This is a genomic window from Cystobacter fuscus (assembly GCF_002305875.1).
Classification (GTDB): domain Bacteria; phylum Myxococcota; class Myxococcia; order Myxococcales; family Myxococcaceae; genus Cystobacter; species Cystobacter fuscus_A.
Genome location: NZ_CP022098.1, coordinates 1,684,474 through 1,709,574, shown reverse-complemented (window position 1 = coordinate 1,709,574; position 25,101 = coordinate 1,684,474). Strand labels below are relative to the sequence as shown.

At 69.6% G+C, this 25,101-nt stretch carries 25 protein-coding genes; 7 read left to right on the top strand and 18 right to left on the bottom strand.

Features of this window, described 5'->3' with window-relative positions; genetic code table 11:
- Positions 1-150: 150 nt before the first annotated feature.
- Entirely contained in the window at positions 151-942 is a 792-nt protein-coding gene (locus CYFUS_RS07165) for an SDR family oxidoreductase (protein ID WP_095984560.1), read from the bottom strand.
- Positions 943-1,077: 135 nt separating this feature from the next.
- On the opposite strand from CYFUS_RS07165, the gene CYFUS_RS07160 reads away from it, so the two are divergent.
- The 5 genes from CYFUS_RS07160 to dtd are packed head-to-tail and all read left to right on the top strand — an operon-like array spanning position 1,078 to position 5,294.
- Positions 1,078-2,610 (top strand): ABC transporter substrate-binding protein, encoded by a 1,533-nt coding sequence (locus CYFUS_RS07160; protein ID WP_232537416.1) that lies wholly within the window; start codon positions 1,078-1,080, stop codon positions 2,608-2,610.
- Positions 2,607-3,518: an ABC transporter permease gene (locus CYFUS_RS07155; protein WP_095984559.1), complete on the top strand. Its 912-nt coding sequence runs from the start codon at positions 2,607-2,609 to the stop codon at positions 3,516-3,518. The genes CYFUS_RS07160 and CYFUS_RS07155 overlap by 4 nt, the downstream gene beginning before the upstream one ends.
- Positions 3,515-4,333: an ABC transporter permease gene (locus CYFUS_RS07150; RefSeq protein ID WP_095984558.1), complete on the top strand. Its 819-nt coding sequence runs from the start codon at positions 3,515-3,517 to the stop codon at positions 4,331-4,333. The genes CYFUS_RS07155 and CYFUS_RS07150 overlap by 4 nt, the downstream gene beginning before the upstream one ends.
- 10 nt (positions 4,334-4,343) lie before the next feature.
- The gene (locus tag CYFUS_RS07145) at positions 4,344-4,796 is read left to right on the top strand and encodes a GNAT family N-acetyltransferase (protein WP_095984557.1); all 453 of its coding nucleotides are present in this window, start codon (positions 4,344-4,346) and stop codon (positions 4,794-4,796) included.
- A gap of 30 nt (positions 4,797-4,826) precedes the next feature.
- A complete protein-coding gene (gene dtd, locus CYFUS_RS07140; protein ID WP_095984556.1) occupies positions 4,827-5,294 on the top strand; it encodes a D-aminoacyl-tRNA deacylase in 468 nt (155 codons plus the stop codon).
- Here dtd and CYFUS_RS07135 read toward each other — a convergent pair.
- Entirely contained in the window at positions 5,242-6,117 is an 876-nt protein-coding gene (locus CYFUS_RS07135) for a hypothetical protein (RefSeq protein ID WP_095984555.1), read from the bottom strand. The two genes, dtd and CYFUS_RS07135, sit on opposite strands and share 53 nt — an antisense overlap.
- A gap of 23 nt (positions 6,118-6,140) precedes the next feature.
- Positions 6,141-6,602, bottom strand: a complete 462-nt coding sequence (locus tag CYFUS_RS07130) for a PTS sugar transporter subunit IIA (RefSeq protein ID WP_095984554.1) — start codon at positions 6,600-6,602, stop codon at positions 6,141-6,143.
- A gap of 172 nt (positions 6,603-6,774) precedes the next feature.
- Here CYFUS_RS07130 and CYFUS_RS07125 point away from each other — a divergent pair, with 172 nt between their 5' ends.
- A complete protein-coding gene (locus CYFUS_RS07125) occupies positions 6,775-8,568 on the top strand; it encodes a glycoside hydrolase family 3 protein (protein WP_232537415.1) in 1,794 nt (597 codons plus the stop codon).
- On the opposite strand, the gene hpf is transcribed toward CYFUS_RS07125, so the two are convergent.
- The 10 genes from hpf to CYFUS_RS07075 all read right to left on the bottom strand — a co-directional run bounded on the left by hpf (position 8,565) and on the right by CYFUS_RS07075 (position 18,172).
- Complete coding sequence (gene hpf, locus CYFUS_RS07120; RefSeq protein WP_095984553.1) at positions 8,565-9,215, bottom strand: ribosome hibernation-promoting factor, HPF/YfiA family; 651 nt, start codon at positions 9,213-9,215, stop codon at positions 8,565-8,567. The two genes, CYFUS_RS07125 and hpf, sit on opposite strands and share 4 nt — an antisense overlap.
- Before the next feature lie 221 nt (positions 9,216-9,436).
- Positions 9,437-10,963 carry a sensor histidine kinase gene (locus CYFUS_RS07115; RefSeq protein ID WP_095984552.1) on the bottom strand — a complete coding sequence of 509 codons (1,527 nt, stop codon included), beginning with the start codon at positions 10,961-10,963 and terminating at the stop codon, positions 9,437-9,439.
- 122 nt (positions 10,964-11,085) lie between these two features.
- Positions 11,086-11,355, bottom strand: a complete 270-nt coding sequence (locus CYFUS_RS07110) for a GlsB/YeaQ/YmgE family stress response membrane protein (protein WP_095984551.1) — start codon at positions 11,353-11,355, stop codon at positions 11,086-11,088.
- 95 nt (positions 11,356-11,450) lie between these two features.
- Positions 11,451-12,170, bottom strand: a complete 720-nt coding sequence (gene rpiA / locus CYFUS_RS07105) for a ribose-5-phosphate isomerase RpiA (RefSeq protein WP_095984550.1) — start codon at positions 12,168-12,170, stop codon at positions 11,451-11,453.
- Positions 12,171-12,595: 425 nt separating this feature from the next.
- Positions 12,596-13,474 carry an SDR family oxidoreductase gene (locus tag CYFUS_RS07100; RefSeq protein WP_095984549.1) on the bottom strand — a complete coding sequence of 293 codons (879 nt, stop codon included), beginning with the start codon at positions 13,472-13,474 and terminating at the stop codon, positions 12,596-12,598.
- A 101-nt stretch (positions 13,475-13,575) separates the two neighbouring features.
- Positions 13,576-14,232: a GNAT family N-acetyltransferase gene (locus tag CYFUS_RS07095; protein WP_198316486.1), complete on the bottom strand. Its 657-nt coding sequence runs from the start codon at positions 14,230-14,232 to the stop codon at positions 13,576-13,578.
- 53 nt (positions 14,233-14,285) lie between these two features.
- Entirely contained in the window at positions 14,286-15,797 is a 1,512-nt protein-coding gene (rpoN, locus tag CYFUS_RS07090) for an RNA polymerase factor sigma-54 (protein ID WP_095984548.1), read from the bottom strand.
- A 263-nt stretch (positions 15,798-16,060) separates the two neighbouring features.
- Positions 16,061-16,798: an LPS export ABC transporter ATP-binding protein gene (gene lptB, locus CYFUS_RS07085; protein WP_095984547.1), complete on the bottom strand. Its 738-nt coding sequence runs from the start codon at positions 16,796-16,798 to the stop codon at positions 16,061-16,063.
- Positions 16,795-17,769: an LptA/OstA family protein gene (locus tag CYFUS_RS07080; protein ID WP_095984546.1), complete on the bottom strand. Its 975-nt coding sequence runs from the start codon at positions 17,767-17,769 to the stop codon at positions 16,795-16,797. The genes lptB and CYFUS_RS07080 overlap by 4 nt, the downstream gene beginning before the upstream one ends.
- Positions 17,762-18,172, bottom strand: a complete 411-nt coding sequence (locus tag CYFUS_RS07075) for a hypothetical protein (RefSeq protein ID WP_157758296.1) — start codon at positions 18,170-18,172, stop codon at positions 17,762-17,764. Before CYFUS_RS07075 ends, CYFUS_RS07080 begins: the two co-directional genes overlap by 8 nt.
- Positions 18,173-18,495: 323 nt before the next feature.
- On the opposite strand from CYFUS_RS07075, the gene CYFUS_RS07070 reads away from it, so the two are divergent.
- The gene (locus CYFUS_RS07070; RefSeq protein WP_095984544.1) at positions 18,496-19,791 is read left to right on the top strand and encodes a hypothetical protein; all 1,296 of its coding nucleotides are present in this window, start codon (positions 18,496-18,498) and stop codon (positions 19,789-19,791) included.
- A 19-nt stretch (positions 19,792-19,810) separates the two neighbouring features.
- On the opposite strand, the gene CYFUS_RS07065 is transcribed toward CYFUS_RS07070, so the two are convergent.
- From CYFUS_RS07065 to asnB, 5 genes are read right to left on the bottom strand one after another with little or no spacing between them, the layout of a single operon-like run.
- Positions 19,811-20,254 carry a GtrA family protein gene (locus tag CYFUS_RS07065; protein ID WP_095984543.1) on the bottom strand — a complete coding sequence of 148 codons (444 nt, stop codon included), beginning with the start codon at positions 20,252-20,254 and terminating at the stop codon, positions 19,811-19,813.
- A 28-nt stretch (positions 20,255-20,282) separates the two neighbouring features.
- A complete protein-coding gene (locus CYFUS_RS07060) occupies positions 20,283-20,744 on the bottom strand; it encodes a PaaI family thioesterase (protein WP_232537414.1) in 462 nt (153 codons plus the stop codon).
- Positions 20,745-20,755: 11 nt separating this feature from the next.
- Positions 20,756-21,832, bottom strand: a complete 1,077-nt coding sequence (locus CYFUS_RS07055) for an acyl-CoA dehydrogenase family protein (protein ID WP_095984541.1) — start codon at positions 21,830-21,832, stop codon at positions 20,756-20,758.
- A gap of 9 nt (positions 21,833-21,841) precedes the next feature.
- A complete protein-coding gene (locus tag CYFUS_RS07050; RefSeq protein WP_095984540.1) occupies positions 21,842-22,966 on the bottom strand; it encodes an FAD-dependent monooxygenase in 1,125 nt (374 codons plus the stop codon).
- Complete coding sequence (asnB, locus tag CYFUS_RS07045; protein ID WP_095984539.1) at positions 22,963-24,912, bottom strand: asparagine synthase (glutamine-hydrolyzing); 1,950 nt, start codon at positions 24,910-24,912, stop codon at positions 22,963-22,965. Before asnB ends, CYFUS_RS07050 begins: the two co-directional genes overlap by 4 nt.
- Between the last annotated feature and the right edge of the window lie 189 nt (positions 24,913-25,101).

Sequence of the window (25,101 nt, the reverse complement as noted above, 5' to 3'; positions counted from 1 at the left end):
GGGGGAGTCTGGGGCGGCAAGGGAGACACACCCGAGCACCCCGGCTCCGGGGTGCCCGGCCTTCCACCAGGCGGCAAAGCATGCTCGCGCGAGGCCGGGAATTGATCGCTGGCCAACGCGAGGAGCCCACCGCCGAGCGGAAGCAATCGGCTACCAGGCGATGGGCTGGCGATCCCGGAACAGCCGTCCGGTGGGTCCATCGGGAGGGAGGAGCGCCGCCCACACGAGGGTGTCGGCTCCCTGTTCCACATCCCGCGTGGCCCGGGGTCCGCCCATGCGCGTGCGCACCCAGCCCGGACAGACGGCGTTGACGAGCAGGTGCCGGGGTCTCAACTCCTCGGCGAGCAGCCGGGTAAGCGCGTTGAGGCCCAACTTCGAGACGCGGTAGGCCGAGCCTGGCCAGCCCTTCTGCTCATACTGGCCGGCGCGCACGGCCTCGGCGAACTCGTCCACCCAGGCGACCAGCGCGTCCTTCGAGGGGGGTGGATCGATGCGCTGGCGCAGGGCGGGAGCCAGGCCCTCCAGCACGCCCATCCCACTGGACACCATGACGATGCGGCCGTGTTCCCCCATGAGCGGCAGCAGGTGTTCGGTGACGCGCAACACGCCCGTGAAGTTCACGGCGATCGTGCGCTCGACGACATCCGCGTTGAAGCCCTCCAGGGCGATGCCCGCGTTGTTGACGAGCGCCGCGAGCCGCAGTTCCTGACGTCCGAGCCGATCCGTGAGCTGGGCGATGCTCTCCTCGGAGGTGACGTCCAGGGGCTCGAAGCTCACCTCGAGGCCCTCCTCACGCAGCGCGGCGGTGGCCCTGGCCCCCTCGGCGATGTCCCGAGCCGAGAGCAACACCCGCATGCCCCGCTGACCGAGCTGCCGGCAGACCTCGAACCCCAGTCCCCGGTTGCCGCCCGTCACGAGCGCCACTCCCGTTGCCTTGTCCATGAACCCGCTCCTCTGATGAGAAGGGAAAAGTAATGATGGACGGAAGCACGGGTAGGGGCACGCGCGCGACGTGTTCTGTGACACAACGCTCCTTCCATGCTCCCGCCACTCCGATCCGCCCACCTGGGGCTCGTCATGGCGTTCGTCATGGCGCTCGTCGTCACGCTCGGGAGCGGCTGCCGCGCCGAGCCTCCCCTCGAGGGCATCACCGTGCTCATCGAGGCGCCGCCGGACAGCCTCGACAGCCGGCTCGCGCTCACGGCGATGGGCCAGCGTCTGTCCCAGTTGCTCACCCCGGGCCTCGTCACCGTCGATGACAGCGGCAGGCCCGTGCCCGACCTCGCCGAGTCCTTCCAGGAGCTGAGCCCCACGCTCGTGGAGTTCACCCTGCGACCGGGACTCACCTTCCACGACGGCAACCCCCTCACCGCCTGGGACGTGAAGGCCACCTATGACAGCGTGAGGGAGCCCGCGCTCGCGAGCCCCCGGGCCGAGCGCTACTCGGCACTCGAGTGGGTGGAGGTGAAGAACGCGCGCACGGTGCGCTTCCACCTGCGCCAGCCCTTCGCGCCCCTGCTGGCGGACCTGTCCCTGGGCATCCTCCCGGCCCGGCGCGCGTCGGCCGCCTTCAAGCAGGCCCAGGACGAGGCTCCCGTGGGCGCGGGCCCCTTCCGCTTCGAGTCCCAGCCGGACGAGGAGCACCTGGCGCTCGTGCCCTTCGCGGGCTACTTCCGGGGCGCGCCCGCCATCCCCCGGCTGCACTTCCGCGTGGTGCGCGACGAGACGACCCGCGTGCTGGAGCTGCTCAAGGGCCGCGCGGACCTCGTCCTCAACGCGCTCTCCCCCGCCACCCTGCCCGCCCTGGAGCGAGAGCCCTCCCTGCGCGTGCTCACCCGGCCGGGCACGGGCCTCGCCTACCTGGGCATGAACCTGCGCGAGGGGGCCCTCGCCGACGCGCGCGTGCGCCGCGCCCTCTGCCACCTCATCGACGTGGAGCCGCTCGTCACCTACAAGCTGCACGGCCTCGCCCGGCCCGCCCAGGGCCTGCTGCCGCGCACGAACTGGGCCTGGGCCCCCGTCTCCGGCTGCCGATACGCCCCGGAGGAGGCGGCCCGGCTGCTCGACGAAGCGGGCTACCCGGATCCGGATGGCCCCGGCGGCGCTCCCCGGCTCACGCTCCAGCTCAAGACGAGCACCGACCGGCTGCGCCGCTCCATCGCGCTCGTGCTGCGCGAGCAACTGGGCCGCGGCGGCGTGGCCGTGGAGGTGCGCTCGCTCGAGTTCGCCACCTTCTTCAACGACGTGCGCCGGGGCAACTTCGAGCTCTTCACCCTCAAGTGGGCCTCCGTCGTCGAGCCGGACCTGATGCGCGGCGCGTACCACTCGGCCAACGTGCCCTCGGAGAAGAACCACTTCGGCGGGCTCAACCGGGGGGCGCTCGAGGACGCGGCGCTCGACGCCCTGCTCGACGAGGCCAGCCGAGTCCCCACTCCCGAGCGCCTGCGCCTCTACGCCCGCGCCCAGGAGCGCCTGGACGAACTCGTCCCCGTGGTGCCGCTGTGGCACGAGGACTCGGTGGCCGTCGTCTCCCGGCGCCTCCAGGACTTCGAGCCGAGCCCCCATGGCTTCTTCACCCCGCTCGCGCGCGCCCGCCAGGTGGGGCCATGAGGCGGCTCATCTCCACGCTGCTCTCGGGCGTGGGCGCGCTGCTGCTCGTCTCGCTCTTCCTCCACCTCGTGCCGGGAGACCCCATCGACGTGATGCTCGGCGAGCAGGCCACCCAGGTGGACCGCGAGGCGCTGCGCCGCGCGGTGGGCCTCGACGAGCCCATCCCCGTGCAGCTCTGGCACTTCACGAGGGAGCTGTTCACCGGCGAGCTGCGCACCTCGCTGCCTCCCTTCCAGAAGAAGGTGATGCCCGCCATTGGCGCGGCCCTGCCCTTCACGCTGGTGCTCGCGCTCGCGGCCCTTTGCGTGGCTTGCGTGCTGGCCCTTCCGCTCGGGGTGCTCGCCGCGTCGCGCCGGGGTACCTGGGTGGACGCCGCCGCCATGAGCGCGGCGGTGGTGGGCGTGGCCCTGCCTCGCTTCTGGCTCGGGCCCGTGCTGCTGCTCGTCTTCTCCCTGCGGCTCGACTGGCTGCCCGTGTCCGGAGCCGGCTCCTGGCGCCACCTCGTGTTGCCCGCCTTCACGCTGGGCACCGCGCTCGCCGCCTTCCTCGCACGCATGACGCGCGCGAGCCTCCTGGAAGCGCTGCGCGAGGACTACATCACCGTCGCCCGGGCCCAGGGACTCAGCGCCCGGCGCGTGCTCTGGCGCCACGCCCTGCGCAATGCCCTCCTGCCGCTGCTCACCGTGCTGGGGCTCGAGTTCGGCGCCCTGCTGGGCGGGGCCATCGTCACCGAGAAGGTGTTCGCCTGGCCCGGCATGGGCACCCTGCTGCTGTCCGCCATCGAGCGGCGCGACTACAACACCGTGCGCGCCACCGTGCTCGTCTTCACCGGCTGCTTCCTGCTCGTCAACGCGCTCACCGACATGGCCTACGCGCTCGCCGACCCGAGGCTGCGGAGGCGCGCATGAGGCGGCTGTCCCCCGGAGGACGCCTCGGCCTGGCGCTCACGGGCACGCTCGTGTTCGCCGCGCTGCTGGCCCCCGTGCTCAGTCCCTCGACGCCCGAGGCCATCGATCTGGCCGCCGAGCTGTCCCCGCCCGGCCCCGGCCACCCCCTGGGCGCGGGGGAGAATGGGATTGATCTGCTCACCCACGTGCTCCACGGCGCCCGCCTGTCGCTCACCGTCGCCGTGTTCACCGTGGCGCTCTCGGCCGCGGTGGGCACCGTGCTCGGAGGAATCGCCGGCTGGGTGGGCGGGCTCGTGGACGAGGTCCTCATGCGCCTGACCGACGTGCTGCTCGCCTTTCCCGGCCTGCTGCTCGCGCTCTTCCTCACCGCCGTGCTCGGACCCTCGCTCGCGCACGTCGTGCTCGCCTTGAGCCTCACCGGGTGGACCGGCTACGCCCGGCTGGCACGCGCCCAGGTGCTCACCCTGCGCGAGCGCGACTACGTGCAGGCCGCGCGTGCGCTCGGGGCCAGTGACGCGCGCATCCTCTGGTACCACCTGCTGCCCAATGCCGCGGGGCCGCTGCTCATCCAGGCCACCTCCGCCCTGCCGGGCACCCTCCTCGCCGAGTCCTCGCTGAGCTTCCTCGGGCTCGGCGCGTCTCCGGGGACGCCCTCCTGGGGGGCGCTGGTGGATCAGGGCACCCAGTACCTCCTCGTGGCGCCCCACGTGGCGCTCTTTCCCGGACTCGCCCTGGCGCTCGCGGTGCTCGGCTTTCACCTGCTCGGCGACGCGGTGCGCGATACGCTGGATCCCCGGCATGCGGAACGCCGATGACAGGAGAGCCATGCTGACGTGGAAGTGGAAGAACTTCGCGGAGCTGACGCCCGACGAGCTGTACCTGGCGCTCGAGCTGCGCCAGCAGGTGTTCGTGGTGGAGCAGCGCTCCATCTACCTGGACGCGGATGGCTATGATCGAAGCGCCTACCACCTGCTCGGGATGGAGGACCAACCGGAGGCGCCCTGGCTCGCGGCCTACCTGCGCGTGCTGCCCCCCAAGACGAAGTACCCGCAGGCGAGCCTGGGCCGGGTGGTGGTCGCCCCCGAGGCGCGGCGTCATGGCCATGGACGGGTGCTGGTGCAGAAGGGGATCGACTTCATCGAGGCGCGCTACCCGCGCGTGCCCATCCGCATCGGTGCCCAGAACCACCTGCGCGCCTTCTACGAGGACTTCGGCTTCCGGGCCATGGGAGACGTCTACGACGAGGACGGCATCCCCCATGTCGACATGGTGCGCTGAGCCACGCCGCGAGAGGAAAGGAGAGACACGATGAAGGCAGTGGTGCAGCGGGTGCTCGAGGCCTCCGTCACGGTGGCGGGCGAGCGCGTGAGTCAGATGGGGCCGGGGCTGCTGGTCCTGCTCGGCGTGGGCCAGGGAGACAGCGAGGCGGAGGTGGCATGGATGGCGGACAAGCTCGCCACCCTGCGCATCTTCGAGGACGCCGCGGGCAAGATGAACCTGTCGCTGGAGGACACCTCGCGCCAGCTCATCGTCGTCAGCCAGTTCACCCTCCATGGCGACACGCGCAAGGGCCGCCGGCCCAGCTTCATCGAGGCCATGGAGCCGGTGGGGGCCAAGGCGCTCTACGAGCGCGTGTGCGAGGTGCTGCGCGCCCGCGGCCTCACCGTGGGCACCGGCGTCTTCGCCGCGGACATGAAGGTGGCGCTCGTCAACGACGGCCCCGTCACGATCCTGCTGGAGACTCCTCCGAAGGCGCCTGCTCCGGCTTCTCGTTGAGCGGGCGCACCACGTGCGCCACCAGGCCCGCTTCCTCCCGGGCCGCCTCGCGCACGAGCGACGCCAGCAGACCGATGCGCTCCACCCATGCGCCGCCCTGGGACCCCGCCAGCGGCTCCGACAACGCCGGACACTCGGTGGAGTGGCCCAGCAACCAGGCCCGGACCGCCTCCCACTCCGGAGGCTGCGCCGACTCGAGCCGCTCGCGCTCGCGCTCCAGCAGCCGCTCCAGCTTGGACTCCAGCTGCGCGCTCCATTGCACCACCGTGCTCGCCGGCCGCCACGCCCAGTCCGCGAAGGCATACTGCTGGCGCGACGCGTACTCGCCCCGCCCCAGGGTGGAGAAGACGCGATCTGGCGGGAAGGAGGGGAAGGGCTCCCACTGGCCGCCAATCAGCGACGCGAGTCCCAGGTCCGCCATCGGGTAGCGCCGGAAGCCCTCGCGCCGGCCATGCGAGGCGCGCGCCTGGGCGTAGGGATAGGAGGGATCCTCCAGCATCAGCGCCAGGTGCAGGGCCTCGTCCCAGTCCCCCACGTAGCCCGCACGCTCGCCCAGCACCCGCCAGCCCGAGGGGCCAGGCCCCCACTGCATCCGCGTGAGCCTGTCCACCAGCGCCACCCAGGACGTCTGCTCCACGCCCCCGAGCCCACCGCCGATATGCGAGGCGAGCAGCTTGCCGGCCAGCAGGCTCGACTCGTCGTCGTCGAGCTGCCCCAGCAGCGACTGCAACGCGCTGGCCGAGTCACTCATCGCGAGCGACAGGAAGGACAGCACCTGCTCATGGAAGAAGCGGTCGTTGACCGGCCGAAGGACCAGATCCATCCCCGCCAGCCTACCACGGCCCCTCAGGGCCGAGCGTCTTCCTGCACGATGAGGGCGTGAATGGCCTCGACGGTGGGCGCTTCGAGGATGGAAGCGCGGAAGCGCGGATTTTTGAAGAGACGCGAGATCCGCGCGAGGGCCTTGAGGTGCACGCCCGCGCTGTTCTCCGGGGCCACCAGGGCGAAGAAGAGGTGCGTGGACTTGCCGTCGATGGCCTCGAAGTCGACGCCCTGACGGGACACGCCGAAGGCGGCCACGAGCTGGCCGAGCCCCGGCAGCTTGCCGTGGGGAATGGCCACGCCCTCGCCGATGCCGGTGGAGCCGAGCTTCTCGCGCTCGCGCAGCACCTCCACCAGCCGCTCGGCCTTCAGGGTCGGATGGGCATGGGCGAGTGCCGCGCTCAATTCGCGCAACACCTCTTGCTTGTCCCGGGCCTTCAGGTCCGAGACGACGGCTGGTGGGCTGAGGAACTCGGAGATTCGCAAGCTGGCGCTCCCGGCGGTGGCGCTCCCTGCGCGGGCAATTACTCCTGGCCCTTCATTCGCGCAAGGGTCGCCTGCCCTCCTTCGCAACTCCTTGTCCGTCTTCGTGTGTTCCCGCGCCCTGGCGGCCGGAAGATGGAGGGGGTGGAAGGGCTCGTCTAGTCTCCACGGGAACGTGTCCCTCCGGCCCTCGCACGCCCTCGCGCTCTCCCTCGCCCTGCTGCTGGGGGCGTGTACCCTGGCGCCGGCCCCGCGCCCGGCCCCATCCCCTCCCCCGCCGCCGCTCGCGCTCCCCCTGGTCGTCCCCGTCCCGGTGGACGCGCTCGCCGACGAGGTGGAGCGGCTGCTCACCAGCCTCTCCGTCGAGGACAAGGTGGGACAACTGATGATGGTGGGCATCGGGGGACGCGAGGTGGATGGCGCCGTGGAGGCGTTGGTGCGCGGCCACCGGGTGGGGGGCGTCTGCCTCTTCAAACACAACATCTCGGACGGCGAACAGGTGGCCCGGCTCAACCGGGACCTGCGCGGGCTGCTGTCCGATGGCATCCCCCCCTTCCTCGCGCTGGACCAGGAGGGGGGCAACGTCGTGCGGGTGAAGGACGACGTGGTGGTGCTGCCGGGCAACATGGCCCTGGGGGCCACGCGCTCGGCACAGCTCGCCTACGCGGCGGGGCATGCCCAGGCGGAGGACCTGCGGCGGCTGGGCTTCAACATGAACCTGGCGCCGGTGCTGGACGTCAACCTCAACCCGCGCAACCCCGTCATCGGCAGCCGCTCCTATGGGGACTCGATTCCCCTCGTGTCCGAGCTGGGGCGCGCCTTCGTGCGCGGCCAGCAGGACGCGGGGCTCGTCACCGTGGCCAAGCACTTCCCCGGCCATGGCGCCACGGACGCCGACAGCCACCGCGCGCTGCCCGTCATGCTCGAGTCGCGCGAGGAGGTGCTCGCCCAGATGGAGCCCTTCCGGGCCGTCATCCGCGAGGGACTGGACGGGTTGATGACCGCGCACGTCGCCGTGCCCGCCCTCACCGGAGACGACGCGCCCGCCACCGTCCACCCCCGGGTGCTGCGCGGCCTCTTGCGCGAGCGGCTCGACTTCCAGGGTCTGGTCCTCACCGACGAGCTGGAGATGGAGCCCATCGCCCGACGCTACGGCGTGGGTCAGGCCGCGGTGCTGGCGGTGAACGCCGGCGCGGACATGGTGCTCGTGCCCTGGCACTCGGAGAAGAAGCGCGAGGTGCACGCGGCGCTCCTGTCCGCGGTGCGCGGTGGCGAGCTGTCCGCCGCCCGCCTGGATGAAGCGGTGCGTCACATCCTCGCCACCAAGGTGCGCCGGGGGCTGTTCGCCCCGCCCCGCCCCGTGGAGGAGCGGCTGGCCACCCCGCGCTCGGCCGAGCACGAGGAGGTCGCCCACCGCATCGCCCGCGCCGCCGTCACCCTGCTGCGCACCGACGGCGAGCACTTCCCCCTGCCCTCCGGCGTGCGCCTGGGCGTCATCACCGCCGAGGACTCGCTCGGAGACGCCATCCGCGAGCGGATGCCGGGTGCCCGGGTGCTGGACGTGCCCGCGTGGCCCTCGCGTGCCCAGCGCGCACGCGTGCGGCAGCGGGCCCGCGCCCTCGCGCTCCAGTCGGACGTGGTGGTGGTGGGGATGATCAACTCGCGCCAGCTGGAGCTCGTCACCCTGGCCGCCTCGCTCGGACGGCCCGTGGTGCTCGTGTCCATGGGCCTGCCCTACCTGGCCGAGCGAGCCACCGCGGCGCGGGCGGTGCTCGCCGTCTACTCGTACCAACCCACCGCCACCGAGGCCGCCGCGGCCGCGCTCTTCGGGGAGATTGGCACGCCGGGCCGGCTGCCCGTGGGACTTGGCCGGCTCACCTTCGGGTACGGCCTGGAGGTGCCACGCCGTCAACAGGCCGCCGCCCCACCCGCCCCTCGGGGAGAGGCGGGAGGCGGCCGCCAGCGCTAGCCGGCGTTGGGCGGCGCGTGCACGCCGATGAGGCCGAACTGCCCGTCGTCCTTGCGCCGGTACACCACGCACACCTCGTGCGTCGTCGCGTGCTGGAAGACGTAGAAGTCCTGGTTGAGCAGGTTCATCTGCATCACCGCCTCGTCCACCGACATGGGCTTCACGGTGATCTCCGAGGTGCGCACGATGCGCTGCGCGGGGGCCGGGGTGGCCGGAGCGGCCGCGGGCGTGGCCGAGCGCAGGGCCTCGGCGGTGTCCGCGGCGTCCGCGAGCGCCTCCTCCTCGGGCAGCTCGAACACCTTGTGGCGCACCTTGAAGTTGTTCACCAGCTCCTGCCGGTGGTGCACGCGCTCGCGTCCGTGGTGGTTCTTGATCTTCTCCTTGTACTTGCGCAGCTGCGCCTCGATCTTGTCCATCGCGCTGTCGATGGACGCGTACATGTCCTCGCTCTTCTCCCTGCCGCGCAGCACCCAGGCGCCCGAGTGGATGGTGATGTCCGCGTGGTGCAGGTGACGCTCGAGCGACAACACCACGTGGGCCTCTCCGGCTCGATCCAGGTACTTGTTCACCCGCTCGACCTTCTCCTTCGCGTACTCCTTGAGGGAATCGGACGAACCGAACTGGCGGAAGGTGATGTTGAGCTGCATGCGTTTCTGCCTCCTGTGTTGGGGCCGAAGTGAGACGACCGGGACCGCACCCCGATCAGAAACGCTCCACCGCATCGAATGCAACCCACCCACTTCACAGGATGGCTGCCCGTACACCACTCGACAGGCAGTCTCGCCTGGACTTTCCAATTGGGCTGGATTTCCAACACGCGATGTGTGGGCGAGACCACCGCGCGTCGAAGCCAGGGAGAAGCGAGGGATTAGAGGGGCAACTCGACGACGAACGCCGCGCCTCGTCCGCCCGGTCCGGGCCGCACGTACACGCGGCCCCGGTGGCCCTCGACGCACTGGCGCACGACGAAGAGTCCCAGGCCGAGTCCTCCCGCGCGCGCCCCCCCCTGCACCTGCTCGAAGCGCGCGAAGATGCGCTCGCGATCCGCCTCCGGCACCCCGGGTCCCTCGTCGCTCACCACCAGCCGCGCGCCCCCGGCGTAGCGCTCCAGCACGACTTCCACCGGGTGTCCCCCGCCGTGGCGCAGGGCGTTGAACAGCAGGTTGACGAGCACCTGCTCCATCCGCAGCCGATCGAAGCGTCCCACCACGCGCGGCTCGATGAAGCCGACGAGCGACACGCCGGCCGTGCGCGCCTCGTCCTCGGTGCGCGCCACCACCTCGGACACCAGCGCCGACAGGTCTCCGGTGGTGAAGATGAAGTCGAGCTGGCCGTGGCGGATGCGGCTGACGTCCAACAGGTTGTCGCCCAGCGTGCCCAGGCGCCGCAGGCCCCGATCGATGGCATCCAGACGCGCCTGGACGCGGGGCGCCCTCAAGGGGGTGGAGACATCCTCCTCGCCCAGCCGCCGCAACATCTGCACCTGCAGGTTCAGGCCCGTCAGGGGCGTCTTGAGCTCGTGGCCCGCGAGCGACAGGAAGTCCTCGCGCACGCGCACCGACTCCTGCAGCGCCAGCTCCGTCTCCTTCAACGGGGTGATGTCGAGGATGGCACCGCGCACCACCAGGGGCCGCCCCTCCGCGTCGCGCAGCACCCGGGCCCGGCTGGTGAGCCAGCGCCACGAGCCCTCCACGCCCCGGACGCGGAAGGTGGAGGTATAGGCCTTCACGTCCTGGGAGAAGACGGTGGCGACCTGCGCCTCCACCTCGGGCCTGTCCTCCGGATGCAGCGCCTCCAGGAAGCGCTCGTGCGTCCACGTGGGCAGGGGCTCGGGGTAGCCGTAGAGCCGATCATGCCCCTCGGAGCGGAAGACCTGACCGGTGGCGAGGTTCGTCTCCCAGACGGCCATCTGCGCGGAGTCGAGCGCCACCTGGAAGCGCTCGCCCAGCAGCCGGAAGCGCTTCTCCGTCTGCTCCACCAGCGCCTGGGCCTCCTCGCGCTGGGTGATGTCGGTGGCGAGCACCCACAGCTCCTCGCCCACCGGCACCACCGACACCTCCAACCAGGTGCGCGGGGGCAGCGAGGCGAGAAAGCGCGCGGGCTGGCGCGACTCCAGGGCGGCCACGAGCCGCTCGTGCAACGTGCGGCCCATCAGCCCGGGCGCCGCCGTCCACGGCTCCTGGCCCCGAAGCCGCTCGGCCTCCACGCCCAAGAGCGCCGCCGCGCGCGTGTTGCACCGCAGCACCCGGCCCCGCTCGTCCAGGGACAGGAAGGCCTCGGCCATGTGCTCGAGCAACAGCGCGAAGCGCTCGTCCTGCGGAGGACGCGAGGTGTCGGAAGTGGAGTCACGCGCCAGGTGCGAACCGGGCACGGATGAAGCGAGGGGCGCGCTCACCCCCTCACGGTCGCTGGAGCGCCTGTTGCCGTCAAGCACCGCGACAGGTCGGGTAGGAAAGAAGACGCCGCGGGTGGACCACACCGTCTGGCTTCAACAGACGGTGCGGCCGACCCGGTGCATCAAACCCGCCGGTACGTCGTCCGATGGATGGCCCGCAGAATCAATAGCAGGACGACGGCACCCACGAAGGCCACGATGATGGTCGAGACGATGCCGCTGCCCGGAGCGCCCACCCCCAGGGCGCGGAAGAGCCATCCGCCCAGGAACGCGCCCACGATGCCCACGACGATGTCGCCCACGAGGCCATAGCCCCCGCCCACGACCGCCGAGGCCAACCAACCCGCGATGAGACCGATGAACAGCCAGAGCACCAGTGTTTCGAGACCCATGTGAGTACCCCTCCAAGAGATGACCATCGAAGAGGTAAGCACCCTGGGGCTCGGTGGGAGGGGCGGCCGGGCGGACGAGCCCCCCTCCGATCCCTTCAGCCGGGATGGCGAACTTCCACGCCCCCGGAACCGGCCACGATGAGCTCCGACGTCAGCCCGAGGAACAGGCCATGCTCCACGATCCCCGCCCGGGCCTGGAGCCGCGCGGCCAGCGCTTCCGGCTGCTCCAGGGCCCCCCAGGCGCAGTCGAGGATGAAGTGGCCCTGATCCGTCACGAAGGGTGAGCCCCCGGGGCCCAGACGCTGGGTGACCCGGGCGCCCAGTCCTTCCAGGTAGAGCGCCTGCGAGCGCCAGCCAAACGGCAGCACCTCCACCGGCACCGCCCAGCGCGTGCCCAGCCGGGGAGACAACTTGCCCTCGTCCACCACGATGATCACCCGACGGCTCGCCTGGGCGACGATCTTCTCGCGCAACAGCGCGCCGCCCCCGCCCTTGATGAGCCGCAGCTCCGGGTCCACCTCGTCCGCGCCGTCGATGCAGAGATCCAACACGGGGTGCGCCTCCAACGTGGTGAGGGGAATGCCGAGCGACTCCGCCAGGACCGCCGTTCGATGCGACGTCGGCACGCCCTTCACGTCCAGCAGCTTCCCCTCGCTCCGCAAGGCCGCCAGCCGGTGCACCACGTGGGCCGCGGTGCTTCCCGTGCCCAGCCCCACCACCATGCCCGGCTGCATGGACTCCACCGCGCGCTCGGCGGCCTCTCGCTTGTGCCGGTCGATGTCGTTGGCGGCACCCTTCTCGACGGATGGGCTCATGGCGGGGCTCCTCGTGTTCCCGACGCGGGGGGAAGTCCTTCAGACAAGGTGTGCAGCCTGCCCCGAGCCCCGCGCTCCAGCCCGCAAAAGGTTTGGGGAGGAGCCGCCCCCCAGCGGCTCCTCCCCAACGAACAACGAACTACCCCCCACTACCGCCCCTGACTGGCACTCCCCTCCAACAACCCTTCGACCCCCCGCCCCCGACCTGCCCCACGCCCCTCGACCCGACCTGCCCGCCCCCCACCTGCCCACCCTTCCCCGCCCCTGCGTGAGCGGAGATAAAGCATCGCGCGTGCCAAGGGGTCCACGGCCAGAAAGTCCTGGGATTTCAAGTGCTTGGGTTCCAAGCGAGGAATGACCCGTCCCCGAGCCGGTAAGACTTACGCGGGCCCGGAGACGGGGGAGGACAGCGCGGCGGAGGGAACTCAGGCGAGCAGCTTGCCGCCGGTGACGCCGAGCACCTCGCCATTGACGTAGGTGGACTCGTCCGAGGCGAGGAACACGTAGGAGGGCGCCAGCTCGACGGGCTGACCGGCGCGGCCGGTGGGGTTGCCCTCGCCGAAGGACTTCACCTTCTCCGCGTCGAAGGAGGCGGGGATGATGGGCGTCCACACGGGGCCGGGCGCCACGCAGTTGACGCGGATGCCCCGCTCGATGAGCTCCTGCGCCAGCCCCTTGGTGAAGGTGACGATGGCGCCCTTGGTGCACGCGTAGTCGAGGATGTTGGGCGAGGGCTGATAGGCCTGGATGGAGGCCGTGTTGATGATGGTGGAGCCCTTCTTCATGTGCGGCAGCGCGTAGCGCACCAGGTGGAACATCGCGAGGATGTTGGTGCGGAAGGTGCGCTCGAGCCGCTCGGAGGAGATCTCCTCGAACTTCTCCACCGCCTTGCCCTGGTAGGCGGCGTTGTTGACGAGGATGTCGATGCGGCCGAAGCGCTTCACCGTGTCCTCGATGAGGCGGCGGCACACGGCCTCGTCCGTGAGATCTCCCCGGAAGGACACCACCTGGTGGCCGGACTCCTCGACGGCGCGCCGGGTCACCTCGGCGTCCTGATCCTCGTTGAGGTAGCCGAAGGCCACGTCGGCGCCCTCGCGGGCGAACGCGAGGCACACCGCGCGGCCAATGCCACTGTCGCCGCCGGTGACGAGCGCCACGCGGCCCTTCAATCGGCCGAGCCCCTTGTACGAGGTCAGCCCGTAATCGGGCTCGGGCGTCATCTTGGATTCGAGCGCCGGGGCCGACTGCTCCTGCGGAGGCTGCGGGGGCGGGTTGCCGGCGGAACGCGGATCTTTCTGAGCCATGTGGGAAATCCTCGGGTTGGGTGTACCCAGCCCACGGTGGGGAGGCCGGGTGTGACTGGCAACCAACGCGTGAGGACCCCACGCCCGGGAGGCGGGCGGGCTCAGCGACCGGTGACGTCCAGCTTGCGCGCGAGGCCCGCCTTCACCTCGGGCCACTCGGTGTCGACGATGCTGTAGTAGGCCGAGTCGCGCACCTGACCGCCGCGCACCAGCATGTGGTGACGCAGGATGCCCTCGAAGCGCGCGCCGAGCCGCTCGATGGCCGTGCGCGAGCGGGTGTTGCGCCGATCGGTCTTGAACTGCACGCGCATCACCCCGAGCGTCTCGAAGGCATGCCGCAGCAGGAGGAACTTGCACTCGGTGTTCACCCGCGAGCGCCAGACGCGCCGGGCCAGCCACGTGCTGCCAATCTCCAGCGTGCGGTGCGTGCGTTGGATGTCCAGGTAGCGCGTGGTGCCCACCGGGGTGCCCGTCTCGCGCTCGAGGATGACGAAGGGCCGCTCCACCCCCGCCTCCGCGGCCTTCAGCGCGGCGGCGACGTAGGCCTCCACGTCCGCGGGCGTGCGCAGCACCAGGTTGAAGTGCTCGAAGATCTCCGGCTCGAGCAGCGCCACGAGCCCGGGGGTATGCGCGGAGGCGAGCGGCTCGAGGCGCACGCGCTCGCCCTCCAGGGTCACCGGGGGGACGACGAGCGGCGTGAGTTCACGCGTGGGGACGGGGTCGGACTCGGGGCTCATGGCGGACATGGGCCGCATCATGAACCCCCTCCGGCGCATCCGGACAAGGCCTGTCCGGGAAGGGGGGCGCGGGGCTAGAAGTAGCGCTTGCGCTTGCTGCTCGGGAGGATGTTGAGCACCTCGCGGTACTTGGCCACGGTGCGCCGGGCGATCTCCGTGCCCTGGGCCTTGAGCAGCTCGACGATCTTCTGATCCGAGTAGGGGTTGCGCGGATCTTCCTGGCTGACGAGCTGCTTGATGTGGTGCTTGACGGCCTCGCTCGCGGTGTCGTCTCCGGACACGCGGGCGATGGACGAGTTGAAGAAGTACTTCAGCTCGAAGATGCCCTGGGGCGTGTGCACGTACTTGTTCGTCGTCACGCGCGACACGGTGGACTCGTGCATGCCGATGTCCTCGGCCACGTCGCGCAGGATGAGCGGCTTGAGGTGCGCGATGCCCTGGTCGAGGAACTCGCGCTGGAACTTCACGATGCTCTCGGTGACCTTGTAGATGGTGCGCTGGCGCTGGTGGATGGAGCGGATGAGCCACTGGGCGCTGCGCAGCTTCTCCTGGATGAACTCCTTGGTCTGCCCGGGGCCCACCCCGCCCGCCTTGAGCGCGTTGCGGTACATGCCGGAGATGCGCAGCTTGGACAGGCCGTCGTCGTTGAGCACCACCGTGTAGTCGTCCTCCATCTTGTAGACGAACACGTCCGGGGTGATGAACTGCGCGTCGTCGCCGCTGAAGTTGCGGCCCGGCTTCGGGTCCAGGCGCGGCAGGAGCTTGGAGGCCTCCACCACCTCCTCGAGCGACACCTTGAGATCCTTGGCGATCGCCGGGAGGTTCTTGCTCTCCAGGTACTTCATGTGGCGCTTGATGATGAGGCCGAGCAGCGGAGCGTGCTTGTCCTTGAGCGCGGCCACCTGGATGAGCAGGCACTCCTGCAAGTCGCGCGCGGCGCAGCCCTTGGGCTCCAGGTTCTGGATGCGGCGCAGGGTGCGCTCGGCCACGCTCATGGGCACGTCCGCCTCGTTGGCCAGACGGATGAGGGGGTCTCCCTCCACCTCCTCCAGCTTGAGGTAGCCGTCGTGGTCCAGGTTGCCGAGGATGAGCATGCCGATGCGGCGCTCGGCGTCGTTGAGCCGCAGCGTGCCCAGTTGCTCCTGCAGGTGGTCGACCAGATCCTCCTTCTCCACCATGTTGGCTTCGAAGGAGGGCATGTCGTCCGTGGCCACGTTGCCCTTGTTGGACGCCGTGGTCGGCTCGTTGAACTGGTAGCTGTTGAGGTACGCCTCCCAGTCGATCTCCGGCGGGCCGTCCTTGTCGGCCTTGAACTCCGTCGCCGTGTCCGGGGTGCGGGGCTCCAGATCCCGGGGAATCTCGGTATTCGCCGCCTCCATGGAGGCCTCGCCCGGCTCCTTGTCCGTCAAGTCACCGAAGGGCGCCTCGTCTGGCTGCTCCAGGAGCGGGTTCTGATCCATCTCTTCCCGGACCTGCTCCAACAGCTCCATGCGCGAGAGTTGCAGCAGCTTGATGGCCTGCTGCAGCTGGGGCGTCATCACCAGCTGCTGCGAAAGCTTCAGGCTCTGCTTGAGTTCCATCGCCATTTCTGGGGTCTCCCGCCCTTTTCAATGCTCGACTTGACGGCGACCCGCCATCAAGGACCGTGCCAAGCTAACAAGGCCCCCCGACTTCGTCCAGTGCCCCCGGGTCCGGCGCATCCCTTGCAGTGCGTGAATTTCTCCTTTTATTCCGCGAGTTTAGCCAATCTCGCGAGCCGCAGGAGACGTTCAGGAATGGACGAGTGGACACCAGGCGACGAGGCGGACGCGAACGGGCCGGCGGCCCCGCGGGGGCGGACGATCGGCCCTCACCCGGACTGCAAGCGAAACCGCTCGCCGAGATACACCGCTCGCGCTCGGGGTGAAGCAACGAGCCGCTCGGGAGTCCCCTCCTCGAGGATCTGCCCCTGTGCGATGATGTACGCCCGATCACAGATACCCAGGGTCTCCTGGACGTTGTGGTCGGTGATGAGCACGCCCAGGCCCCGGGACTTGAGCAGGGAGATCTGCGCCTGGATGTCGCCCACGTTGATGGGGTCCACGCCGGCGAAGGGCTCGTCGAAGAGGATGAAGCGAGGCTCGGGGATGAGCGAACGGGCGATCTCCGTGCGGCGGCGCTCGCCCCCGGAGAGCACCTCGCCGGGAGCCTCGGCCACGTGGCGCAGGTCGAACTCCTCCAGCAGCTGCTCGGCCCGGCGCTCGCGGGCGGCGCGGTCCAGGCCCTTCTGCAGCTCGAGCACGGACAGGAAGTTCTGCCGCACGGTGAGCTTGCGGAAGATGGAGGACTCCTGGGGGAGGTAGCCCAGGCCGTGGACGGTGCGCCGGTGCATGGGCAGTCCGGTGAGATCCGCGCCCTCCATGCGCACGCGGCCGGCGTCGGGCCGCACCAGGCCCACCACCATGTTGAAGCTCGTCGTCTTGCCGGCGCCGTTGGGGCCCAACAGCCCCACCACCTCGCCCTGCGCGACCTCGAAGGACACGCCCCGCACCACCTGACGCTTGTTGAAGGTCTTCTGGAGACCCTCCGCGAACAACCGGCCACTCATGGTTGCCTGGTACTCCCCGTCTGCGAGTTGTCAGGCGACTTGCCTGGAGGCCTCTTGCCCGCCCCCTTGCCCTGGGGCGCGGACGGCGCGGACTCGACCGTCACAACGGCGTCCTTCACCTCGAAATTCGCGTCGCCGATCGTCATCCGCACTTCCGAGCCGCGCAGGTGGGTGGTGGCGTCGCGCGCCTCGGGGTTGCCCGTCAGCCACAGCACCCCGGTGGGGACGTTGAACTCGGCCCGCTCGCCCCGCGCCTGCCGCGCCCCGTCCTGGGCGCGCACGTGCCCCACGCACTCGGCCCGGCTCACCTCCCGCGTCGCGCTGAAGTAGGTGATCATCTTGTCGCACCGCAACTCCAACGTCCGGTGCTTCACCACCACGTCACCCGTGAAGACGGCCTGGGTGGACGAGCCGACGACCCGGCGGGCGGTGATCTCCGCGGGAAACCGCTGCGCGCCGCCCTCCTTGCCCCCACCCTTGCGCGGCGTGCGCAGCGGAGCCGCCTCGAGGGTGACGACGGCCTCGTCCACCTCGTACTCCATGCCCCGCGCGCCCATGAGCAGGCGCACCTCGGAGCCGCGCAGGTGGGTGGTGGGATCCCTCGCCTCGGGGTTGCCCGTCACCACGAGCCTGCCGCTGGGCACGTCGAGCACGGCGCGCTCGCCCTGGGCGGTGCGCCCCTCGTCCACCAGACGCATGTTCCCCGCGCACTCCACGCGCGTCACCTCGCGCGGGCCCGTGTAGAAGGCGGTCATCTCGTCACAGCGCAGGTCCATGGTGCGCTGCTTGACCACCACGTCGCCGGAGAAGATGGCCTGATCGCGCGAGCCCCTCACCCGCTTGGAGGTGATCTCCACCGGATCCTTCAGCCGCGGCTCCTCCTTGCGGGGCGCGGAGGAGGGACCCGGGGCGGCGCTGGCCACCGGCACGGGCTGGGCCACGAAGAAGGCCGTCAGGAGGTACTCAATCATCCGCGGCCTCCAACACGGTGTGCACCGAGCCTTCGAAGGTGAATTGCCCGTCGGGCATGGAAATCAGGAATGTCTCGGCGCTCAGGCGGTAGTCGGGGCCCTGGACCTGGACGCCCTCGGAGCCGCGCGCCGTTTGTTGGACCGCGTCATAGGCGACCCGGGGGGTGCGCGCCACCATGCCGGAGGGGTTGCGCACCACCACGTCCCCGGAGGCCACGAGCTGCCGGGTGCCCAGGTGGCCCTCCAGCTCCCGCGCGGTCACCACCGTGACGTCCCCGGGCGTCTTGCCGGGCACTCGGATCGTGGCCTCGGAGGCCGTGAGCTCGCCACTGCGCTCATAGGTGGCACTGCGCGCCTGACCCTCCAGCGAGGGGGTATCTCCCTCGAACGAGCGCAAGCGCACCCCGTGCATCACCACCGCGGGCGGCGCGGAGGCATCCGCCTGCCCCTGGGGGGGAGTACAAGCCGACCCAAGGAAGAGGACACAACCTAGGAAAATGACGGCGCGTGTCACGGCTTCCTCTCTATCACCCCATGAGAAAAGGTTGTGGCATCCGAGCGCCCGGCTGGTGGTCTGGTTCATGAATGATCCAGGGAAGGGTGCACGAACTCCCTGGACATTTGGCTGTCGCGTCCATCACATCTCGGCGCGCTCTCCGACCGCGGCCGGCCCCCCGTCCGCACCTCGGGTCGGAAGCTCCTGGGCCGGTCTTCCTCGTGGATTCTATGAAACGCATCCTGCTCGCCACCATGCCTGTCGGAGGAGGCCACACCGCACTACGCGACTCACTGCGGACGGCGTTGGCCTCCCTGGATCCCGGAAACCGCGACTACGAACTCCTCAGCTTCGACAGCCAGGACACCCGGGTCAGCGGCTTCTATGACTTCTGCATCCATCGCGCGCCCTGGATACAGGCGCTCCTGTTCAGCCTGGGCCACGCCCGGGGAGCCCTGACCCCCCCCGTGTTGCTCAATCCGCAGCTGGAGACCGAGGCCCGGCAGGCCCTGGTGCAGCACCGGCCGGATCTCGTGGTCTCCACGCACTTCCTCCAGTCGGCGATGTTCGTGCGCGCCCGGCGCCAGCTCGGGCTGGACGTGCCCATCGTCAGCGCCATCCCCGACTATGGCGAGCCGACGGAGATCTTCGCCCCGTCGCAGGAAGCCTACCGGCTCGATGCCCTCATCGTGATGGTGCCCCAGGTGCGTGAGCGGCTCCGGGTGCGTGGCCACTATCCGCTCTCGCGCGTGCACCTGTCCGGGTTCATCCCCAAGGCCCCCTTCCTGGAGGTGGGCCGGGAGATGGGCGCGCGGGGCCGGCTGTCGGAGACGCGCCGCCGTGCCCTGCTGGAGACGCTGCGCGCCGAACACCCCCAACTCGAGGGTGTGGATCCCTCGCGCCCGACGCTGCTGTTCCTCGGGGGCTCCGCCTGGACGAGCAAGACGATGCCCGTGCTGGAGCGGCTGCTGCGCACGCCCGCGCTGATGGAGCGCCTCAACGTGATGGTGGTGTGTGGGCGCAACGAGCGCTTCCATGAAGCCTTGAAGGCCCGGGTCCAGGGTGTGCCGCGCGTCGCGCTCTTCGGCTTCGTCAACGCCTCGCTGATGGCGCGGCTGATGGCACTGGCGGACCTGCCCGTGCTCGGCAGCCTGGCGCCCGCGTCCATGCACGAGCTGATGGAGACGCGCTGCGGCCCGCTCATGCTCTTCCACATCATCCCGGGCAGCGAGGACGCCCATCCCGCCTACATCCAGGAGCAGGAGATCGGCGTGTACGAGACGAACCCGGATGCCATGCTCAACCTGCTGGCGCAGGCCACGGGCATCACCCCGCCGGGGCCCGCCATGACGCGGCTGCTGCGCGTGTGCCCCGAGCGCATGCGCACCCTGCGCTCCACCCACATGGAGCGAGCCTCGCAACTGGGCACGTTCCTGGAGCGGCTGGCGGGGCGCGAGCCTCAGACGTCCCTGCTGCTCGAGCCGGCACGCGCCCGGCGGCGCGCGCAGGCCGACAGCACGTCCTGAACGCGGCGGCCCGGCGGGCTCACGCGGCGCCGGAGGGTGCCCCGGGCCCGCCCGGCTCCTGCCCGTGGGGCTTGGACACGCGGAAGACGATCCGCCACGCGGGGTAGCTGAAGCCCACGTAGATGACGAACGTCACGATGAGGTTGGCCAGCTCGATGGGCAGGTGCAGCGATCTGATCAGGAAGCGGAAGAGCAGCCAGTTGAGCGTGAGCGTGATCGACTCGACGCAGCAGAACAGCAGGGCCTGGCGACGCAGGCTGCCGCCGGTGGCGTGGAAGGCGAACGTGCGGTTGCCGAAGAACTGGACCGAGAGCCCCACCAGGAAGGAGATGATCTTCGCGGTGGAGGGCTCGACGTGCAGCAGCCGCACGCAGATCTCCAACGCGACGAAGTCGGCCACCGTGGCCAGGATGCCGACGAAGCTGGAACGCAGGAAGCGGAAGAAGCGCGAGAAGAACGACATCACGCGCCCGACCCTAACCCAGAGCGGGTCAGCCCGTCCTGGCCGCGTCGGCCTTCCAGTCGTAGCGCATGCGGAACTTGCTCAACTGGGCGGAGGCGACCTGGACCCGCTTGCCGTCCTCCACGAGCTTCCAGGCCTGGCTGTGCGTGAAGATGAGGTTGCGCCCGGAGCGCACGACCTCGGCTTCGAACAGCACCTCGGTGCCCAGCGGCGTGGCCGACATCATCATGCTGTTGAAGCTGTTGGTCAGCGCGTACTCGTCCGGCCCGAGCAACGGCAACGTGGCCAGCATGCTCACCACGTCGAGCATGGAATACAGCACCCCGCCGTGCAGGGTATGGCTGAGGTTGTCGATCGCCTCCGTCACCCGCAGCCGGCACTGACAGAAGCCGGGACGCTGCTCGATCAGGCGCAGGCCACAGTAGCGTTGGTATGCATGCTCCAGCAGCGCCCGCGAGTGTGCCTGGGCATGTTCACTGATGCTTGTCACGGTGTGCCCCATCACAAAGTCCTTCCGATGATTTCCAACATGACTTCCCGGGCCCCCCCACCGATGCCGAGCAGCCGCGCATCGCGGTAGATGCGCTCGACCACCGAGGGCTCCACGCAGCCGTGAGCGCCATGCACCTGCACGGCGTCGTGGGCAATGCGCTCGAGGACGTCCACGGCCGTGTTCTTCGCGATGGCGACCTGGGCCGCGCTCAGCTCGCCTGCCGCCTGCCAGCGTACGGCCTGCTCGACATACACGCGCACCAGACTCAGCTCCGAGTGCCTCTCCGCGAGCCGCTGGCGGATCACCGACTTGTCCAGCAACGCCTCTCCACCCACCTGGCGCCCGCGGCAGTGCTCGATGGCCGCGCGCAGGGCCAGCTCCGCCGAGGCCATCGCCATCACCGCCAGGTTCAACCGCTCCTGTTGCAGGCATTGCTGCAAGAGCCGCCCCACCCCGTTGCCCTGGGTCAGACGGCGTGCGACCGTCCGCTCGAAGCGCAGATCGGCCAGGGGCAGGCAGCGCCAGCCGAGGCAGGCCTGACGCGTACCGCGCGACCCCGCCGCATCGCCGTCCACCAGGAACAGCTCCAGCTTGCCCTCGAGGAGCGCGCCCACCAGGAGCCAATCCGCGCGGGTGCCATTGCAGATGAAGGCCTTGTCGCCGGTGAGCCGGTACTCGCCGTCGATGAAGTCCGCCCGGCACTGGAATGCCCGGAGATCCGAGCCCGCCTGGGGCTCGGTGAGCGCCAGGACGATGCTTCGCTCTCCCTTGAGCACGGAGGGAATCACACGGGCCGCCACCTGGGGATCGCCGCCCTGCACCGCCTTCAGGCTGACGAAATGCGAGGCCAGCCCCATGGTGATGCCCTGCGAGCCCCCCAGGGTGAGCTGCTCCACCAGCACCGCCAGCGCCGCGGGATCCTCCGGAAGCCGCTCCGGCGAGTGCCCCAGCGCCAGCAGACCGGCCTCGCCGGCCCGCCGGTGCAGTTCCATCGGATAGGCCCCGTCGCGCTCCCACTCCGCCACGTGGGGCCGCACGAAATCATTGACGAAGGCGCGGACCGCGTCTCGAAGATGATCAGTCATGGTCCTTGCCTAGAACACCGTGCTCTGCGCGAGGTGGTGGAAGCGCTGGACGATGGGGGTGAGCCGCGCCTTGCTGACCTCGCCTTCGCGCTCGAAGTAATACAGGTCCGTCATGTCCCGCATCACCTTCAACATGTCGCGCGAGCGCTGCGCCGCGCGCAGCTCGTAGCGTCTCAGGGCGGACTCCAGGCTGTTGTCGCAGTGGCCGACCAACGCCTGGGCCAGCATGAAGCCGTTCTCCAGTCCGAGCGTCAGTCCATAGCCCAGCGTCGGCAGCATCGCGTGGATGCTATCGCCGAGCATCACGACCCGTCCCCGGAACCAGTGCCCCTCACCCGTCAGGGCCTTGAGCTTGTGGGTGAGGATATCCTTCTCCTCGGTCACCCCGATCATCCGCAGCAGCTCCTCCGGCAGGGGAGCGAACAGCTCCAGCAGGCCCGCGCGGTCGAGCAACGGCTGATTGCGATGCTGGTAGGCGGCGAACCAGTAGCGCAGCGAGGTGGCCTCGTTGAGCGGATAGGTGACCACCCGGGAGTGCGTGGAGGTGAAGATCTGGCACCGGTCGGCATGCAGCAGCGGCGAGCGGAAGGCCACCACGCCCCGGCTCGCCACCAGCCCGGTGTCATAGGGGATCATGCTCGGGTCGACGAAGCTCCGCACGGTGGAGGAGACGCCGTCGGCACCGATGAGCAGATCGAAGTCCGCCACCTGCCCATTGCCGAAGGTGACCCGGACCTGGTCCCCCAGGTCCTCCAGCCGCTCGCAGCCCATGCCGTAGCGGATGTCCCCCTCCTCCAGGCTGGCCGCCAGCAGACGGAACAGCTCCGTGCGCAGGAACATCATCGCCGGCGCCGGAATGCCGAGCCCCTCCGGACGCACCGGCTGGCTGTGAATCAGCCGGCCCTGCTTGTCATGGGTGTCCAGGAACTCGATGGGCTGGCCCCGGCCGAGGAAGTCCCGGTTCTTCAACACGAAGCGCAGGACCTGCATGGCTTGCGGCCAGACATAGATGCCCGTCCCCGAGTCGCGTGGCCCCTGACCGCGCTCGAAGACGGTGCACTCCAGACCGAAGCGCTTCAACATGATGGCGCAGGCCAGGCCATTGAGGCCCGCGCCAATGATGGCGATTCTCATGCCGCGACTCGCGAGTTCCAGTGAGCGGAAGCTCCGGAAGACCCCATGGCGAAGCGGCGCTGCAACAGGCAGAGACTCGTCAGCTCCATCAACATCGGATCGAGCAGACCCTGCTCCTGGGCCGACAGTTGCGGCAGCTTCTCCAGCAGCGAGCGGACCTTCGCCGGCTCGAAGAACGGCAGCGCGTCCAGCTCCCCGCCGCGGAGCACGTCCTGGACCAACTGGTACAGCCGGCCCTGCTGCTGCAGGGTCGCGGGCGGAGCGCGGAAGTAGTGCTTCTTGCGCTTGTACAGGGCATCCGGCAGGTACGGCCGCATCGCCTCACGGAACACGTACTTCTCCGTGGAGCCCCGCACCTTCATCCACACCGGCAGCCGGCAGGCCAGCTCGACCACGTGGTGGTCCAGCAACGGCACACGCCCCTCGATGCTGTTGGCCATCTCCATGCGGTCGCCCAGCGTGGTCAGGACGAAGTTGGGCAGATAGGACTTGGCCCACAGGTACATGGACTTGTGCACCGGATCCCGGCCCTCGAGGTTGCGGTGATCCAGCCGATCGAAGAACTGGCGGTAGGGGTCCACGCCCTGGAAACGGTCGTGGAAGTCCACGCGGTAGAGCGACTCCAGGGCCTTGAACCAACCGGCCTGGTTGTCCAGCCAGGAGACGCCATGGCGCAGCTGCTGGATCATCCAGTGGATGTCCTGGGGCATGTCCGGCTGCACATAACCCTGCTCGCTTTCCTGGATGCGCTGGCGCAGCTTGCTGACCACCTCCGGGTCCTGCTGCTCGGAGTTGTACAGCAGCATGTCCCGGCGGAAGTGCGGGTAGCCGGCGAACACCTCGTCGGCGCCCTCGCCGGTGAGCACCACCTTCATCCCGGCCTCGCGCACCTGCTGGCTGAGGATGTACTTGGCCACGCCGTGCGCGTTGAAGAACGGCGTCTCGTTGTGCCACAGGGCCTGCTCGAAGAAATCGGCGAGGTTGTCCTGGGAGACGGCGATGGTGTGGAAGCGCGCGCCGTTGTGCTCCGCGGCGAGCCGGGCGAACCGGTTCTCGTCATAATCATCCATGTCCGTGAAGGACAGGTTGAAGGCGTTCAGCGGCTGGCTGGACAGGTGCGTGGCCATGCCCAGCATGGCCGAGGAGTCGATGCCACCACTGAGGTAGACACCCATGGGCACATCCGCCCGCAGGCGCAGGCGCACCGACTCCTCCACCGCCGCGCGCACGGCCTCGATCATTCCCTTCTCGTCGGCCGGATAGACGGCGTCCTGACGGGCGAACTCCATGTCCCAGTAGCGGCCGTTGTGCAGGCCGCCGTTGTCGACCATCACCCAACAGCCTGGCTGCACGCTGCGCACGCCCTTGAACAGGGTGTGATCGCGCAGGTAGAAGGCACGGCTCGCGTACGCATCCTCATCCCACTCCGCGGGGATGCCGGCGGCGAGCAACGCCTTGATTTCCGACGCGAAATACCAGGCGCCACCGTGCTGGGCATAGAACAACGGCTTGATGCCCATCCGGTCGCGCACCGCCATCATCAGCCGGCGCCTCCGGTCGAACAGCACGATGGCGAACTCGCCACGCAACTGCTTGAGCCCCGCCACGCCGGAGCGGCGGTAGAGATGCAGCGCGATCTCGCTGTCCGAGGCGGTCTTGAAGACACACCCCTCGGCCTCCAGCTCGCGGCGGATCCGCTCATGGTCATAGAACTCCCCATTGACCACCAGGGACAGATCCCCCTGCTCCGCGACAATGGGCTGACTGCCATTGTTCAACCCGATGATGCTCAGACGCACATGTCCGAGCGCCGCGCGGCCCGACGGATCATGCCACACACTGCGCTCGTCGGGACCCCTGTGGCTGATACTGCTCAAGGCATTGAGCAGGGAGTGTTCATCAATGACAGCGGGGTTGCGTTGATAGACGCCAATGAAGCCGCACATAAGATGTCTCTTCCTCGCGAATGCAGATGTTCCATCGGCGCCAGGGACGCGAGGCTGGTGAGCACTCACCGCCACGGCGCGACCATGGTTGACAGATCAGACACAACAAGACAGGACGGGACTCCCCATCCGGTCAGCACTCTATTGAAACGCTTGGATGACCGAATCAGCCCTTGACGCGGGCACGCG

Excerpts from the sequence above, each read along its gene's own strand:
- CYFUS_RS07070 (WP_095984544.1), top strand. The coding sequence starts at position 18,496 with ATGAAACGCATCCTGCTCGCCACCATGCCTGTCGGAGGAGGCCACACC.
- CYFUS_RS07095 (WP_198316486.1), bottom strand. The coding sequence starts at position 14,232 with ATGATGCGGCCCATGTCCGCCATGAGCCCCGAGTCCGACCCCGTCCCC.
- CYFUS_RS07160 (WP_232537416.1), top strand. The coding sequence starts at position 1,078 with ATGGCGTTCGTCATGGCGCTCGTCGTCACGCTCGGGAGCGGCTGCCGC.
- CYFUS_RS07165 (WP_095984560.1), bottom strand. The coding sequence starts at position 942 with ATGGACAAGGCAACGGGAGTGGCGCTCGTGACGGGCGGCAACCGGGGA.
- CYFUS_RS07155 (WP_095984559.1), top strand. The coding sequence starts at position 2,607 with ATGAGGCGGCTCATCTCCACGCTGCTCTCGGGCGTGGGCGCGCTGCTG.
- rpoN (WP_095984548.1), bottom strand. The coding sequence starts at position 15,797 with ATGGCGATGGAACTCAAGCAGAGCCTGAAGCTTTCGCAGCAGCTGGTG.
- CYFUS_RS07110 (WP_095984551.1), bottom strand. The coding sequence starts at position 11,355 with ATGGGTCTCGAAACACTGGTGCTCTGGCTGTTCATCGGTCTCATCGCG.
- hpf (WP_095984553.1), bottom strand. The coding sequence starts at position 9,215 with ATGCAGCTCAACATCACCTTCCGCCAGTTCGGTTCGTCCGATTCCCTC.
- CYFUS_RS07150 (WP_095984558.1), top strand. The coding sequence starts at position 3,515 with ATGAGGCGGCTGTCCCCCGGAGGACGCCTCGGCCTGGCGCTCACGGGC.
- asnB (WP_095984539.1), bottom strand. The coding sequence starts at position 24,912 with ATGTGCGGCTTCATTGGCGTCTATCAACGCAACCCCGCTGTCATTGAT.
- dtd (WP_095984556.1), top strand. The coding sequence starts at position 4,827 with ATGAAGGCAGTGGTGCAGCGGGTGCTCGAGGCCTCCGTCACGGTGGCG.
- CYFUS_RS07135 (WP_095984555.1), bottom strand. The coding sequence starts at position 6,117 with ATGGATCTGGTCCTTCGGCCGGTCAACGACCGCTTCTTCCATGAGCAG.
- rpiA (WP_095984550.1), bottom strand. The coding sequence starts at position 12,170 with ATGAGCCCATCCGTCGAGAAGGGTGCCGCCAACGACATCGACCGGCAC.
- CYFUS_RS07100 (WP_095984549.1), bottom strand. The coding sequence starts at position 13,474 with ATGGCTCAGAAAGATCCGCGTTCCGCCGGCAACCCGCCCCCGCAGCCT.
- CYFUS_RS07065 (WP_095984543.1), bottom strand. The coding sequence starts at position 20,254 with ATGTCGTTCTTCTCGCGCTTCTTCCGCTTCCTGCGTTCCAGCTTCGTC.
- lptB (WP_095984547.1), bottom strand. The coding sequence starts at position 16,798 with ATGAGTGGCCGGTTGTTCGCGGAGGGTCTCCAGAAGACCTTCAACAAG.
- CYFUS_RS07055 (WP_095984541.1), bottom strand. The coding sequence starts at position 21,832 with ATGACTGATCATCTTCGAGACGCGGTCCGCGCCTTCGTCAATGATTTC.
- CYFUS_RS07050 (WP_095984540.1), bottom strand. The coding sequence starts at position 22,966 with ATGAGAATCGCCATCATTGGCGCGGGCCTCAATGGCCTGGCCTGCGCC.
- CYFUS_RS07145 (WP_095984557.1), top strand. The coding sequence starts at position 4,344 with ATGCTGACGTGGAAGTGGAAGAACTTCGCGGAGCTGACGCCCGACGAG.
- CYFUS_RS07080 (WP_095984546.1), bottom strand. The coding sequence starts at position 17,769 with ATGATTGAGTACCTCCTGACGGCCTTCTTCGTGGCCCAGCCCGTGCCG.